General features: G+C 61.1%; 14 protein-coding genes. 11 read left to right on the top strand and 3 right to left on the bottom strand.

The window, feature by feature from the left end; all coding sequences use genetic code 11:
• Nucleotides 1–64 precede the first annotated feature (64 nt).
• From HMPREF2734_RS01480 to HMPREF2734_RS01500, 5 genes are all read left to right on the top strand, one after another.
• Nucleotides 65–1024 (top strand): DUF808 domain-containing protein, encoded by a 960-nt coding sequence (locus tag HMPREF2734_RS01480; protein ID WP_070568617.1) that lies wholly within the window; start codon nt 65–67, stop codon nt 1022–1024.
• 20 nt (nt 1025–1044) lie between these two features.
• Entirely contained in the window at nt 1045–2121 is a 1077-nt protein-coding gene (locus HMPREF2734_RS01485) for a hypothetical protein (RefSeq protein WP_070568620.1), read from the top strand.
• A gap of 53 nt (nt 2122–2174) precedes the next feature.
• Nucleotides 2175–2594 (top strand): cupin domain-containing protein, encoded by a 420-nt coding sequence (locus HMPREF2734_RS01490; protein WP_070421628.1) that lies wholly within the window; start codon nt 2175–2177, stop codon nt 2592–2594.
• 127 nt (nt 2595–2721) lie between these two features.
• A complete protein-coding gene (locus HMPREF2734_RS01495; RefSeq protein WP_070568623.1) occupies nt 2722–4224 on the top strand; it encodes a DUF4185 domain-containing protein in 1503 nt (500 codons plus the stop codon).
• A 33-nt stretch (nt 4225–4257) separates the two neighbouring features.
• The gene (locus tag HMPREF2734_RS01500) at nt 4258–5742 is read left to right on the top strand and encodes a DHA2 family efflux MFS transporter permease subunit (RefSeq protein ID WP_246816753.1); all 1485 of its coding nucleotides are present in this window, start codon (nt 4258–4260) and stop codon (nt 5740–5742) included.
• 41 nt (nt 5743–5783) lie between these two features.
• Here HMPREF2734_RS01500 and HMPREF2734_RS01505 read toward each other — a convergent pair whose 3' ends face one another.
• Nucleotides 5784–6299 carry a pyridoxamine 5'-phosphate oxidase family protein gene (locus HMPREF2734_RS01505; RefSeq protein ID WP_070452676.1) on the bottom strand — a complete coding sequence of 172 codons (516 nt, stop codon included), beginning with the start codon at nt 6297–6299 and terminating at the stop codon, nt 5784–5786.
• Between the two features lie 46 nt (nt 6300–6345).
• Between HMPREF2734_RS01505 and HMPREF2734_RS01510 the strand changes: the two genes are divergently transcribed.
• Complete coding sequence (locus HMPREF2734_RS01510) at nt 6346–7122, top strand: spermidine synthase (protein ID WP_070452673.1); 777 nt, start codon at nt 6346–6348, stop codon at nt 7120–7122.
• Nucleotides 7123–7138: 16 nt separating this feature from the next.
• On the opposite strand, the gene HMPREF2734_RS01515 is transcribed toward HMPREF2734_RS01510, so the two are convergent.
• Complete coding sequence (locus HMPREF2734_RS01515; protein ID WP_070421633.1) at nt 7139–7630, bottom strand: 2'-5' RNA ligase; 492 nt, start codon at nt 7628–7630, stop codon at nt 7139–7141.
• Between the two features lie 38 nt (nt 7631–7668).
• Between HMPREF2734_RS01515 and HMPREF2734_RS01520 the strand changes: the two genes are divergently transcribed.
• From HMPREF2734_RS01520 to HMPREF2734_RS01540, 5 genes are all read left to right on the top strand, one after another.
• Nucleotides 7669–8688, top strand: coding sequence for a hypothetical protein (locus tag HMPREF2734_RS01520; RefSeq protein WP_070568628.1), 1020 nt, complete (start codon nt 7669–7671; stop codon nt 8686–8688).
• On the top strand, nt 8685–8972 hold the full coding sequence (locus HMPREF2734_RS01525) for a hypothetical protein (RefSeq protein WP_141750396.1): 288 nt from the start codon (nt 8685–8687) through the stop codon (nt 8970–8972). Before HMPREF2734_RS01520 ends, HMPREF2734_RS01525 begins: the two co-directional genes overlap by 4 nt.
• A 118-nt stretch (nt 8973–9090) precedes the next feature.
• Nucleotides 9091–10302: an ABC transporter substrate-binding protein gene (locus HMPREF2734_RS01530; RefSeq protein ID WP_070484437.1), complete on the top strand. Its 1212-nt coding sequence runs from the start codon at nt 9091–9093 to the stop codon at nt 10300–10302.
• Between the two features lie 26 nt (nt 10303–10328).
• Nucleotides 10329–11384, top strand: coding sequence for a FecCD family ABC transporter permease (locus HMPREF2734_RS01535; RefSeq protein WP_168156424.1), 1056 nt, complete (start codon nt 10329–10331; stop codon nt 11382–11384).
• A gap of 4 nt (nt 11385–11388) precedes the next feature.
• A complete protein-coding gene (locus HMPREF2734_RS01540) occupies nt 11389–12141 on the top strand; it encodes an ABC transporter ATP-binding protein (RefSeq protein WP_070452660.1) in 753 nt (250 codons plus the stop codon).
• Nucleotides 12142–12197: 56 nt separating this feature from the next.
• On the opposite strand, the gene HMPREF2734_RS01545 is transcribed toward HMPREF2734_RS01540, so the two are convergent.
• Nucleotides 12198–12971 carry a MerR family transcriptional regulator gene (locus HMPREF2734_RS01545; RefSeq protein ID WP_070568633.1) on the bottom strand — a complete coding sequence of 258 codons (774 nt, stop codon included), beginning with the start codon at nt 12969–12971 and terminating at the stop codon, nt 12198–12200.
• Between the last annotated feature and the right edge of the window lie 25 nt (nt 12972–12996).

A 12996-nucleotide genomic window follows, 5' to 3' on the forward strand; every position in this document is an offset into this window, starting at 1 on the left:
CAATACACTCAAGGCCCGTGGCGTTTGCGTCGCAAAGCAGTTGCACCTGTATGAAAGGACCCTCATGGCCGGTGGCCTCCTCGCACTTCTCGACGATGTCGCACTGATCGCACGACAAGCCGCGGCAAGTGTCGACGATGTCGCCACCCTGACCGCAAAAACATCCACGAAAGCAGCCGGGGTTGTAATCGACGATGCCGCGGTCACCCCGCAATACGTCTCCGGTGTTACTCCGGCGCGTGAGCTTCCGATGATCTGGCGCATCACCAAAGGATCCCTGCGCAACAAGCTGCTGTTTATCCTGCCGGTCGCACTGCTGCTCAACGCGATTGCACCGTGGGCTTTGGTCCCGATCCTCATGCTTGGTGGCGCGTACTTGTGCTTCGAGGGCGCGGAGAAGATCGCCCATAAGCTTTCCTCCGACGCCGAGGAGCAGCAAGAACAAGCGGTCAATAAAACAGAGCAGGACGAGGATTCCCTGGTCAACAGCGCGATCCGCACGGACTTGATCCTTTCTGCGGAGATCATGATCATCGCGTTGGACGAGGTCAAGGACCAGTCAATTTGGATAGAGGCCGCAGTACTGCTCGCGGTTGGCATTTTCATCACGTTTGCCGTCTACGGCGCTGTGGCACTACTGGTGAAGATCGATGACATCGGCCACGGCATGATCAAGCGTGGCAACGCACCGAAAACCGGTCACGCACTGGTGAAAGGCATGCCGTACGTGCTTAGCACCATCGGCGTTATCGGCACTATTGCGATGCTCTGGGTCGGCGGTCACCTCATTGTTCGTGGCCTCGACGAGGTCTTCGGCATTGACTGGCCACACCACATCATCGAAAAGGGTCAGGAACTCGTCGGTGGCGGTGTGCTTGGCTGGTTCGTGGACACCGGCGTCTCGCTCGTCGTTGGCCTGATCGTCGGCTTCATCATCGTCGGCATCGTCACTGCTGTGGGCAAACTGCGCGGTGGTAACGCATCCGAGCGCTCCCAAGAGACTGCCCCGACGGACGCTGCGTAGGCTGCGCCTACAATGCGCCCATGGCACAAAAGCTTTACCCACTGGCTCCATCCACATGGGGTGCGGCCGTTGAAATCCCCGTAGATCACGTCTCCCAAGCGGCGTTGTTCTCGGATTTCGCTGGTAAGCGAGGCACCTCCTATGTGCCCGTCGTGCTTGAGGCGAACCCCCTCAACGCGTCGTGGCGTGTGCGGCTACACAATGCAGCATCGCAAAACAGCATGCTGGCTGGACCAGTGCTTGGGGAGGTTTCGCCGCAGTGGCGTTCGCTTTTCGACGAGGTGGAGCGCGTCCACTCCTCAATCCTGAAACCCGTTGCCCTGGCGGCAGTGAAGTTGGAACGCGACATCGGCCAATTCGAGGTCAACTTGTTGCTGCCCGAGCCCCAGTTGGCGGTTCCGCGCAACAACGCACCTGAGACTGCCTCTGTCCTGCGTGCCGGCGACATGTTGGTCATCGACACCACCGAAGGGGAATTTAACGCGGCAGATCTAGCACACCGCTCCCCTGGCCAATGGTTCGTCGGATTGCAAGCGCTCGGCGACACCGCCGTCGCGACCCTGGATGGCAAGGTGCTCGGCTCGCTTGCGGAGCCCGAGGTCGTCGAATGGGTTCGCTCCTACGAGCACGGCAACCTTTGGGCACGCGCGATCCTGCTCGACGGCATGGCGGCGCTGGATGCCGCAAGCCCGGACGAAGGCACCGACACCGTCCCGCCGCTATCGGCGGCGCCGACACGCCAGATCACGCCGTGGCAAGTGATCGACTTTCCAGACGGCAGCTGGGCCATCACCGTGGAGCGCGACGCAGCGATCGACCCCCAAGACACGGTGCACCCGAAGCACACCGCACGCTATGTCTCGCTTGAGGGCAAAGGCCGCCCAGACGAGCTCGACGCACCGACGGAGATGTTCGCGCGTCTCGACGAGACCGAAACACCCGACAAGCCCGCAGCGCCTGCAGCGCCTGCGAAGCGCCCGGACGCAACACGAGTTGCGCAGAACGACCGCCCAGAGGGCTACCTCACCGAGGTGGAGAAGGTCCAGCTCAGGAGGCGGAACCGGAAGCGTCGTCGTGGTGGAAGGCATCGTCGATAAGCAAAAGCTCCTATGGTGGGAACCGTAACGAACCCGAAGTTTAAGGAGCGATCATGGCTGACCATGGACCGAATCCGTACGTCGTTGACATTGAAAAGGCGACGCTTGATAACGAGGCGTTCCGCGACACCCTGTGGACCGGCAAGTTCCTGCAGCTGACCGTCATGACCATCCCGCCGGGCGGCGAGATCGGCGCTGAGATCCACGACGGCCATGACCAGTTCCTGCGCCTCGAAGAAGGCGAGCTGCGCGCAATGATCGGCGCATCCGAGGACGACCTCGAAGTCGACGAAGTGATCAAGGATGATTGGGCAGCATTCGTCCCGGGCGGCAAGTGGCACAACTTTGTCAACGAGTCCGACAAGCCGGCAAAGCTGTACTCCATTTACGCACCGCCAGAGCACAAGCCGGGCACCCGCCACGAAACCAAGGCGGACGCGGATAACGACCCGGATGAACACGACGCTGTCTAAGCCAAACACAGGCAACGTACAGTAATAACGTCACGGCCCCGAGCACCTGCCGGGGCCGTTTTCGTTTGCTACATTCTAAGGGCTTATTCACACGCAATTCGACATCTTTGTTTAAGAAGGCCCTCCCATGCGTTTCTCCTCTCGTCGCAACGCTTTGCTGTGTGCTACCACCGCAGGCAGCTTGCTTCTCGCCGGTTCCGTATGCGCCCCCGCGCACGCCCAGTCCAGCCTGAGCTCTTCTAGCTCGTCTGGTTCGTCCGGCTCGTCGCGCCCCTCATCGCCGTCGAACGAGTCCTACACCTTCCCGAAACCACCTGAGAAGCGCGCGTCCGACCCTGTGACCATGCCCGACGGCACAATCGTGCAGGTGATGGACGATGTGCTGGGCAAGTATTCGAAGCACGTCGGGTTTAAGGACGGCGACCTGGGTGCGATGGCGCCGCTGAACAACAGCAAGGAGTTTGCCATGATCTTCGGCGACTCCTTCCGCGAATCCATCAAGGGCCCCAAGAACGAATGGTTGAGCCCGGTTGGTGTTGTGGCGAAGATGAACGACGACGGTTTTATTGAAATCGTCCGCCCCCTGAACAACGGACGCCGAGTGGAAAGCCTGGTGTCGTACCACCACACCGACAACCTGACGCTTATCCCGTCGGATGTGATCAACCTCGACGGCACCTTGTACATGCAGGGCATGTGGAACAAGGGCATCGGTAACGTGCTCTACACGGAGATCTGGAAGTCCACCGACAACGGCCAGACCTGGAAGTCGATTTCCAAAACCCCAACGAATTACATTCCGGGAGGCCTCGGCGACCTGATCACCTGGGAGAAGGGCCCGGACGGCTACGTGTACGTGATGTCGAGTGCCTTCACCCGCAAGGAAAAGGTTTTCCTTTCGCGTTTTAAGCCGCAGGACATTGCGGATCGCAGCAAGTGGGAGCTCTACGACTACTCCGAACCCGACGCCGACAAGAAGTGGAGCAACGTCGCTGCCCCAATTCTGTCGGACGGTGTCAAGGCCGGCGAGATGAACCTGCGCTACATCAACGGTCACTGGGTGCTCGTGATGTTCAACGAGGAGAAGCTGGCCATCGAGGTACGCATCTCCGACACGCTTGAGCAAAACTGGGACAACGTGCCCGTGGCGACGATTGCCAAGCACGGCTCCTGGCTCAGGCCGCAAAATCCCAAGAACTGGTCGCAGCCTTACGGCGGCTACATCGTGCCTGGGTCCACGATTGACAACATGGACATCGTCGTCTCCCAGTGGAACACCGGCACGAACGACCGCTACATGTCCACCCAGTTCAACGTGAAGGGCCTGGACACCTTCTTCGGCATCAACATGGATGAGGCTATCGAGGACGACAAGGTCCTGGAGGTCGAAGAGCACGCCGCCACCGACACTCCGGACATGCAATCCGAGGAAAACCTGGTCCAGAGCAAGCCGGAGACGCTCCTGTCCTCCGAGGACAACGACGCGCTGCGCACCACAGGCATCGTGTTGGGCGTCGTCGCCGCACTTGGCGCGGCTGGCATGCTGGTGTTCCCGTATGTGAAGGACCAGATCCCGCAGCAGGTCGTCGATATGCTTCCGCCTCAGATTCGACAGATGCTCGGCCTCTAGCCACCCCTGGGAAAGCCCAGTATCATCTCGGCAGTGACTGTCCCTGTAAAGCGCTCGCCGTGGCCTGCTCTGTGGAGCATGATGCTGGGCTTTTTCATGATTTTGGTGGATTCCACCATCGTCTCCGTAGCCATCCCGGCGATCTCTGACGGGTTGGAGGCGTCATATAACGAGGTGTTGTGGGTCAACAGTGCTTACCTGCTCGCCTACGCGGTGCCGCTGCTGATCACGGGGCGTCTCGGGGACCGCTTCGGGCCGCGCACGATCTATCTGATCGGCCTGACAATCTTTACTGTTTCTTCGCTGGCGTGTGGCTTGGCGGGAAGTTCTGCTGCGCTCATCGCCGCCCGGGCCTTCCAAGGTTTGGGTGGCGCGCTGGTGACGCCGCAGACGATGTCGGTGATGATCCGCACGTTCGCGCCGAAAGAGCGCGGCGGCGCGATGGGTGTGTGGGGTGCGACTGCCGGCCTTGCCACGGTGACCGGACCTCTGCTGGGCGGTGTGCTTGTTGACGCCGCCGGGTGGCCCTGGATCTTCTACGTCAACGTCCCAATCGGCATCATCGGCCTCATCCTGGCCTGGATATTTGTGCCGAAGCTGGAGCAGAATAACCGCCACTTCGACTGGCCCGGGGTGGTGCTCAGTGCGCTTGGCATGTTCTGCCTGGTCTTCGGCGTGCAGGAGGCCCAGCAGTTCGGTTGGGACTGGCGCGTGTGGACCCTGCTCGTCGTTGGCGTTGTTGCGATGGTGTTCTTCTTCCGCTGGCAGTCACGCCAATCCACGAACGCATTGGTGCCGCTTGCACTTTTCGACGACCGAAACTTCTCCCTCGCAGCCTTCACCATCTCCACCGTCGGCTTCGCGGTATCCACTTATGTAATTCCGTGGATGATCTACATCCAAACCGTCGGCGAGCTCTCCCCTACCCACGCCGCGCTGCTGATCTTGCCATCCGGCTTGGTCTCCGGCGTGTTGTCGCCGTACATCGGCAGACTCACTAACACGCACGACCCGAAGCCGTTCGCCATAGCGGGAATGACGCTGGCGACGCTGAGCATCGGAGCAACCGCACTGATCACAACACCTGGGGTTGACCCGAACTGGATGTATGCCATTTCGGTGATCTACGGCGTGGCCAACTCGATGATGTGGGGGCCGCTTTCCATGATTGCCACCCGCAACCTGGACCCAAAGTTGGCGGGTGCCGGTTCGAGTGTGTACAACACCACCCGCCAGATTGGTGCAGTGATCGGATCGGCAGCAATTGCCGCGATAATGTCCGCGCAGCTCGATTCGCGGTTGGGTACACACGCGGGTGCGAACGGCGGCGCCGCGGAGACACCGCCAGCATCGCCAACTGCATCGCCAACGCAGGTTTCCGGCCCCCTGCCGGAGTTTTTGCACGAGCCGTTTGCGGCTGCGATGGCAACGTCGATTTGGTTGCCGTGCCTCGTTATCGCCGCCGGCGCTCTGACTGCCTGCTTCTTTGCAAAAACCAAGTCCTGGGGCAGCGCCTAGAGAGGTAGGACCGTAGCGGAACAGCGCCTAGGTTGGTGCGCTTAAGGGCGCGGCATGATGCGAACGCGGTCCCAGTCACCGTGGTCATTGAGCACGTAGGCCACGCGATCCGAGTTCGAGCGGTCGTCCCAAAGGTTGAAAAATTCGAAGTGGTTCGGCTCCACACGCCAGAGGTTAAAGCGGTCACCATCGACAACGCGCGACGCAGCGCCGCGGATGCGCACTGCCCGGCGCATGGGCTGCCACCAGAAATTCAGCGCAGCGGCCCAGCTCTTTTCAAGCTGGTCTACCTTGGCCGTTCCTGTCGCGGTTCCGAAGTGGAAGCCGTCGGAGTTGAGGTACAGAAGGTCGACGACTCGCGCATCGGGCTGACCGTTGTCGTCCACCGTGGCCACGGTGACCGCAGTAGGGTCGCCGACTTCGTTCTCAACGGCTTCTTTAAACCACGTGGCAAACAGTTCGTTCGGGTCCGCAGGAATATTGTCGGGATCAAACTTTCCCAGCGAGATATGTTGCTTGGGTAGCTCACCGATATAATCCTGCGACAAGTAGATCATGCAGCGATCGTAACAACTGGTCCGACCCTGTGCTGGTATTTCCCTTATGAACTCCCCACGGCGTAAACCTCGTGCGCCAAAGCGACGCATCACGGGCACCTACCCCATTGCTTCAGGCCACGCGGCCATCATCGCGGATCCGGACCGCGACGGCGGCTACACGTTAGAGGTGAATAACGTCCCGTCGTCGTATGTGGTGCCCGGCGCGCCCGAGGTGTTGGAGTACGACTACATGCGGTGGATCGCGGGGTTTATCCAGGGGTTTGTGGAGGACCGGCCCCTCGCGCCGTTTGCTGCGGTGCATCTGGGTGCTGCGGGGTGTGCGTTGCCGAGTTATGTGCAGCATCGGTGGCCGAGCAGCAACGTTGCGGTGGAGCTGGATGGTCAGTTGGCGCGGTTGGTGCGCGATGCGTTTGATCCGCCGGTGGCGATCAAGGTGGCGGAGGCGCGCGCGTTTACGCATGCGTTGCTGGAAGGTTCGGTGGATGTGATTGTGCGCGATGTGTTCGCTGGCCCGGACACGCCCCGCCCACTAACCACGGTGGAGTTTTATCGGGCAGTACATCGAGCGTTGTGTCCAGGTGGGTTGTTTGTGGCGAACATTGGAGATGCCGCTGGTCTTGCACGCACGCGTGCGGAATTAGCGGGTTTGAGCGAGGTGTTTCGCCACACCATGGTCGCGGCAAGTGCGCCGGTGCTCGCCGGCGGCGCGTACGGCAACGTGGTGGTCGCGGCGTCTGATCAGCCGTTGCGGTGTTGTGCTGACGTGCCGTCGAAGTTGGGGCAATTGCTTATCGACGACACCCCGCCCCACCACGACTAACCCACCGCAAGGGACTTCAGAGCCGTAACTCAGTGCCCAGCGACGGCTGGTAGAGCGCGGCGTATTCCGCGGTGAGTTCTTTGAAGTGCGGGGATGTGACCTCGGCTAACGCTGCGATGTAGTCCGGCACCATGGCCTTGGGAATACGCAGTCCCATGGTCAGGTGCGGGATCCAGCGAGCGCCGCGACCGTCCGGGTTGGCGGCGCTGACGCGCTGGGCTGCCGTGTCGAGGGATTCGGGGGCTTCAAGCAGCCAGGCCACGGTTTGTTTGGATTTGGTGCCGAAGACGACGACCCCGGTTCGTCGTAAAGCAGCTGGCAATTCTGGCGGCAGGATGACTGCCGCCTCCCCGATAGCGTTGCGGTGCATTGTCGGTGCGAAGGTAACCGAGATGTGCGGCCGTTGGTGCTGCTGCGGGAAGCCCCGCTCCGCGAGCTCCGCGTAGATCTGCCGAACTGCGCGTTCTTCCTCCTCCGGGATGCGCAACAAAATATTCTCGGGTGACACGCCAGTAGCGTACCTATTTACATGCGTATTGTGGCTGCATGAATCCTTTCGAGCGCGCGCTGGCCGCCGCACCCGATTACGTTCCGTCGTATTTATCCAAGGTTTCACCGGGGGACTTTTCGCTTATAGGCGACACCTGGCAGATCCACGCCCGCACCTACACCGGCGGCGACGCCGTGTATGGCTTGCGCCTCGGCGAGGACGACACTGTGGAATCCGTGACCATCAACGGTGTGGTCACGCCCGATATCCCCGAGCTGCCGCAGCAGCCGGTAACGCTTCTGGAGTGGTACGACGCCATCGTCTACCTCGACGGCTGCGGGCGCGAAGCCGACCGGCAGGATCCGCGCTGGCACGGCGACGATCTGGATTCCGAACTTCAGCGCGCCGAGCACAACGTGGTCGAGGTGTCCTACACCCCGGTGCGCCTGGAAGCGTTCGCCGACCCGAAGGCCTGCGAGGATTACCTCAACCGTGTTCTGTCCTCCAGCCCAGTGCGAGTCGAGGTGCGCGAGCTGTCCTGGCCTGGCAATGCGACACAAACCGGGCTTGGGGATGCCAGTCTGATTGCCGATACCGGCCACCCCGACGCATACTCCCCAGGCCCCTACACCACCTCGATCGAGCCAAACCAGTGGTACGAGATCCTCCAGGACATGGGCTACGCCTCCTACGTCTACGCCCAGTACATGGACGCCGCCGCAAGCACCCAGCCAACCCAGTGCGGTGCGGCGACCGCGTACCGGATCTCCGACCTGCCCGAATACGTCACCTTCGAACCGTCGGCTGAGTACAACTGGTGGGCACTGTGCTTTCCCGACCTGAACTTCATGCTCAAGGTCTCCCCTGACGCCACGCTGCTGTACATCACGGTGGATAACAACGGGGGAAGTGTGGTCGTCGAAAATAGGCACCAGGGGCCGTACGCAAAACGCCACGAACTCCAGGAACGATTCCAGCGCAGGTGGGGGCATCTTGCCGACGACTCCATCCCGCACACCGACGCCGAAATCGACGCCGCAATCGCGACCGCACTCGAAGCCATTGGGGGTAAATGATGAGCACACGCTTTACCACCGACACCGTCGATTCGCTGCCACCGTTAGATAGCGACGACGGCTGGTCCCACAAGGGGTGCAACTGGACCAACGCTCCGTGTGGCGACACCGCACAGTACTTCGTGTCCTATCCCTGCCCCGAACATGGCTCAGCGCACGCGGGTGAAACGTTGCTGTTCTGCCCACGCCACTATGCACTCAGCCTGCTGTACGTGGCCGAGGTCGCTATGCCCGACGGCGACCTGGACTTCGCCGACCTCGTGTTGGAGCACGGGGCGCTCTAGGCGATTCCCCAGCGTCCCCCTAACTCACCCCCGGACACTTGACGCCAAGCCAGGCGTGCCTTACCTTACCTCCGAGGCTTGTAAGGTAAGCCTAATCAATGTTTAGAAAGGTACTGGGTTGAAGCTCATCCAGCGCGCAGGGGTAGCCATTGTCTCCGCTGCAACAGTTCTCGGCCTCGTCGCATGCTCCGGCGAGACCCAACCACAAGACACCACCGCAACGTCGGCGACATCCGCCACGGCGTCCTCGACACGCAAGGCGGACGGTAGCGTCCACGTCACAGACGCTGCGGGACGCACTCTCGAATTCGACGAGCACCCCGACCGCATCGTCCTCGCCGAAGGACGCGCGGTCTTTGCTACCTCTGCTCTGCAAGATGACCCATTCGACAACATCGTCGCCTACGGCCAAGACCTGTTTAAAGCCGCACCCGCATTCCGCGAGAAGCTTTTCCAGCAGTTCCCGGAAGCCATCGACATGCCCATGATCGGCTCGATTCAAAAGGGTGACGTCACGGTGGAAAACCTGCTCGCGCAGGATCCGGACGTAGTCATCATGACGCTCGACCAGAAGAAAGCTACCGAAGAAAGCGGCTTCCTGGCGGACATGGACGCCGCCGGCATCACGTACGCCTTCATCGACTTCCGCCAAAAGCCACTGGAAAATACTACGGTTTCCATGTCCCTGCTCGGCGCCCTGCTGGACAAGGAAGATCGGGCAGCGAAGTTCAACGACTTCTACGACACTAAGGTCCGCACTGTGACAGACCGCGTCGCAACCATCAAGGACCGCCCCGACACCTTGGTGTGGACTGCAGCCGGGTTCACCGACTGCTGCAGCGTCGCAGGCGATGTCCACCTGGGCACCTTGGTCACCGCTGCAGGCGGGCATAACCTCGGACCTGATGTCATCAGCGTTGACTCTCCAAAGCTCACCGCAGAGAAGCTGGTAGAGATCAACCCGGAGAAGCTCATCGTCACTGGTGGTGAGTGGGCCCGCGATCCGAACAAGACCGAGCAGTTCCAGCATGTCGAACTCGGCTACCAGGCCGACGCCAACACAGCACTTAAAACCTGCTCTGGTCCGTTGGAGATCCCCGGCATCGAGCTGCTCGACGCCCCGAAGAACGGCAACTACTACGCCATCTACCACCAGTTCTACGACAACCCGTTCAACGTGTTCGCCCTCGAAGCGATTGCGAAGTGGCTGCACCCCGAGGAGTTCAAGGACCTCGATCCGGCAAAAGAGTTCGAAGAGTTCCACGACGAATGGCTGCCGTACGACTACAGCGGCACCTTCTTTGTCAACGCGTCGGACGCTAACTCCTAATGGCTACAGCGGTAACACCTCCAGTCATGTATGACGAGACAGAGGCAATGGAGGCGATTGCGACGTACCGGCAACGGGGTCGTCGCAAAGCAATCGCGATTGCGGGGCTCACCCTCGCCGCGGTTGTGAGCTTCCTCATCGCAGTCATCGTCGGTCCGTTGGACATTTCGCTCGGCCAGGTTTGGAATGCGGTTTTCCGCCCTGAACTTGTCGACGAGCAAACGCGCACCGTCATCCGCACCCTACGCCTTCCGGCTGCGATCATGGCAGTCCTCGTCGGCGTAGCACTGTCGCTCGCAGGCGCGCAGATGCAGACAATCCTGGACAACCCGCTAGCGGAACCGTTCACCCTCGGTATCTCCGCAGCGGCAGCCTTCGGCGCGGCAATGTCCATCGTCATCGGTTGGGTGGTGTTGCCGAACGCTCAACTCAACTTGGCGTTCACCGCAGCATTGTCGGCACTTGTCGCAGTCGCCATCGTTGCTGCGGCCGCAGTGTGGAAAGGTGCGAACGCCGAGTCGATGATCCTGCTCGGCATCGCCCTATCGTTCCTCTTCCAGGCGCTACTTTCGCTGTTGCAATACGGCGCGAACACCGAAGCGCTCCAACAGATTGTGTTCTGGACAATGGGCTCGCTGCAACGCGCGAACTGGACCACCACGTCCATTCTTGCCGTGGTTATTGCAGTCGCCATCCCGTTTTGCGTTGCCAATTCATGGCGGCTTACAGCGCTTCGGCTTGGCGACGACCGAGCCGCCGCCCTCGGTATCAATGTCGCCCGGCTCCGCATCACCACCCTGCTCGTCGCTTCAGTGCTCGCAGCAGCCTCGGTGGCGTTCACCGGCATCATCGGTTTTATCGGTCTCGTCGGCCCGCACGTGGCCAGGATGCTGGTCGGCGAAGACCAAAAGTTCTTCCTACCCGCCTCAGCTGCAGCTGGGGCAATGCTGCTCAGCGTCGCTTACGCCGTATCCCTTTCCATTATCCCGGGCGTGGCGATCCCGATCGGCATCATCACGGCGCTCGTCGGCGTGCCATTCTTCATCTTCCTCATTTTCACCCGCAACCGGCGGAAAGGCTGAAACCATGGCAGTCCAAGTAGACGACCTGACAGTGAAATACGGGCGCAGCACCATCCTCGACTCCATGTCGTTCGGCCCGCTAACTGAAGGCAACGTAATCGGCCTGCTCGGCCCAAACGCCGCCGGAAAATCAACGCTGATCAAAACCCTGGCAGGCATTAAAACGCCAACGTCCGGCACCTGCACAATCACTCTCGACGGTGCGACTGTCTCCGACGCTAACCGCCCTCACGTCGTCGGCTATGTACCACAGGATCTGCTCACTGGAGCCTCGCTCACCGCGTTCGAGTCCATCGTGATCGCAGCCCGGCGCGGCGGTGGCTCCACCGAAAATCCCGTCGAAGCCACAGCACGCATCATGAGCCGGCTCGGAATCACAGCGCTTGCAGACCGCATGATGTCCGCCATGTCAGGCGGCCAGCGACAACTCGTCGGCATCGCACAGATGTTGGTACGCGAGCCTCGCATCTTGCTTCTCGACGAGCCCACCTCCGCCCTCGACCTCCGCCACCAAGTCGACGTCCTCCAGCTGGTCCGAGAGGTCATCGCAGGCACCGACAAGCTGGCAATCGTCGCCATCCATGACCTCAACCTCGCTGCCCGCTACTGCGACGAGCTACTCGTTATGAAAGGCGGCAAGACGATCACCCACGACTCCCCCAACGATGCGTTCACACCCGAACTGTTGGAGCAGGTCTACGGCATCCGCGCCAAAGTTCTCCACGACGGCAACGTTCCTGTCATTTGCCCGGTGTAGGTGCCAGCACAGATCCAGGGCAGGTCCGGGGCAATCATGGGAGTTGAAGATACGGATTACCCCCACTGCGGGTTGTCCACATCCACGCCTGCGTTCTTGGCGTGCGCGGTGATCAGTTCGAGCAGGTAATCCTGCGCGCCATCGTAGGCGGCGTGGAAGCGGTCGTCGCCGACGTACATGCGGGCCAGGATGAGCTGGCGCGCCGGGGTGACGTCGTACCACTGGCCGATGCTCGCGCGGTGGCGTTCCACTAACGCCTCGGCTTCCGTCGAACCCGGCGCGACGCCGGCATCGCGGGCCGCGACTAGGTCCTTAGCCAGCGCGTCCTGCTCTTCCTGGAGGCGCTTGAAGTCGCCGTCCCCCATCTGCGCCAGCTTCTCCTGGGACTGCGCCCACTCGGGCGTATCGCCCCAGCGCTGCTGTGCTTCCTCCTGGTAGGCGGGCATGTTCTCGCCGAGGTACTTCTTCATTGCGTCCATGTTGATCGCTCCTTGTGTTGATTCGTTGATGAGTTGTTCGACAGAGGCGAGTTGTTCCTCGAGGGCGTCTCGTCGAGAAGCAAGTGCCTGTTTGTGGTGTTTGAGGGCGTTTGCGAGGGTGTGCGGGGAGGCGCTGAGAAGCGATGCAATCTCCGCGAGTGGCACGCCCACGCCGCGGTAGAGTGCGATAGCTGCACCTCGCTCGAGGTCCGCGTCGGTGTAGATGCGGTGGTCCGCCCACGTGCGCTCCGGTTCGATGAGCCCGAGGGTTTCCCAGTGGCGTAGGGCTTTCGTGGATACACCAAGCGCCTGTGCTGCTTCGCCGATCGTGTACTCGTTATCCTCTGTCATGCATGTGATTGAACAGGTTGCCGCA

The sequence above is a fragment of the Corynebacterium sp. HMSC055D05 genome (assembly GCF_001810365.1).
In the GTDB taxonomy this organism is placed as follows: Bacteria; Actinomycetota; Actinomycetes; order Mycobacteriales; family Mycobacteriaceae; genus Corynebacterium; species Corynebacterium coyleae.